Source organism: Halomonas sp. ND22Bw (assembly GCF_003011945.1).
In the GTDB taxonomy this organism is placed as follows: Bacteria; Pseudomonadota; Gammaproteobacteria; order Pseudomonadales; family Halomonadaceae; genus Halomonas; species Halomonas halophila.
The window spans coordinates 1-267 of sequence record NZ_PXWD01000996.1 but is presented as its reverse complement, the minus strand read 5'-3'; the positions used below and the strand labels follow the sequence as shown (position 1 = coordinate 267).

The 267-nt window shown below is 71.9% G+C and carries 1 protein-coding gene; it reads left to right on the top strand.

The features are described from left to right. Window positions 1-267, top strand: a 267-nt coding sequence (locus CVH10_RS21155) for a 2'-deoxycytidine 5'-triphosphate deaminase (RefSeq protein WP_181244620.1), incomplete at both ends; no start/stop codon positions are given.

Genomic DNA, 267 nt, shown 5'->3' with positions numbered 1-267 from the left:
GAGCCCGACCTTCCAGGGCGGCATCGGCGTCTCGATCGATCTCTCGGGCTTCTCCGGCCTCGTTGGCTACCGCGCCCGGCGCCATACCGGCCTCGTCGACGTGGACGCGCCCGGCGCCCACCGGGCGGTGGACTTCTGGGAGCCGCTGCACGCCGATCCCACGCGGGCGCTGATCCTCGATCCCGGCCAGTTCTACATCCTGGCCTCCAAGGAGGCGGTGCAGGTGCCGCCCGACTTCGCCGCCGAGATGGTGCCGTTCGACCCCCT